1 protein-coding gene is annotated in these 615 nt (G+C 47.6%); it reads left to right on the plus strand.

The features are described from left to right. On the plus strand, positions 1-599 hold a 599-nt coding region (gene serB / locus R7Q46_RS28175; protein ID WP_318078440.1), incomplete at its 5' end, for a phosphoserine phosphatase SerB. Between the last annotated feature and the right edge of the window lie 16 nt (positions 600-615).

The following is a 615-nucleotide window of genomic DNA, read 5'->3' on the forward strand; positions in this document are numbered from 1 at the left end:
TGGCTGGAGTAGGGGAAGAAGTCGCCGAAGTAACTGAACGTGCGATGCAAGGTGAGTTGGACTTTGAACAAAGCTTGCGTCAACGGGTTGGTAAACTAAAAGGCGCAGATGAAGCGATTTTAGAACAAGTGCGTTCTGAGCTTCCATTCATGCCAGACTTTGAAGCGTTGATTGCGACCTTTAAAGCGCTCGGTTGGAAAACCGCCATTGCATCTGGTGGGTTCACTTATTTCTCTGATTACATCAAAGAGAAAGTCGGTCTGGACTTCGCTCGTTCAAATCAGCTTGAGATCATTGACGGAAAGTTAACTGGGCAAGTGATTGGTGACGTGGTATCTGCGCAAACCAAGTCCGATATTTTGGTTGAACTGGCGGATGAATACGAAATTGAACAGCATAATACCGTTGCCGTTGGTGATGGTGCCAACGACTTAGTGATGATGTCCGCCGCAGGCCTTGGTATTGCCTACCACGCGAAACCTAAAGTAGAAGCGCAAGCACAAGCCTCGGTGCGTTTTGCTGGGTTAGGCGGAGTGCTCTGTATTTTGTCTGGCGCGCTCGTGAAGCAGCAAAAAATCAGTTGGAAAGCGAAGCCTTAATAGAATCAGAAAGAAA

This window comes from Vibrio sp. 811 (assembly GCF_033339195.1).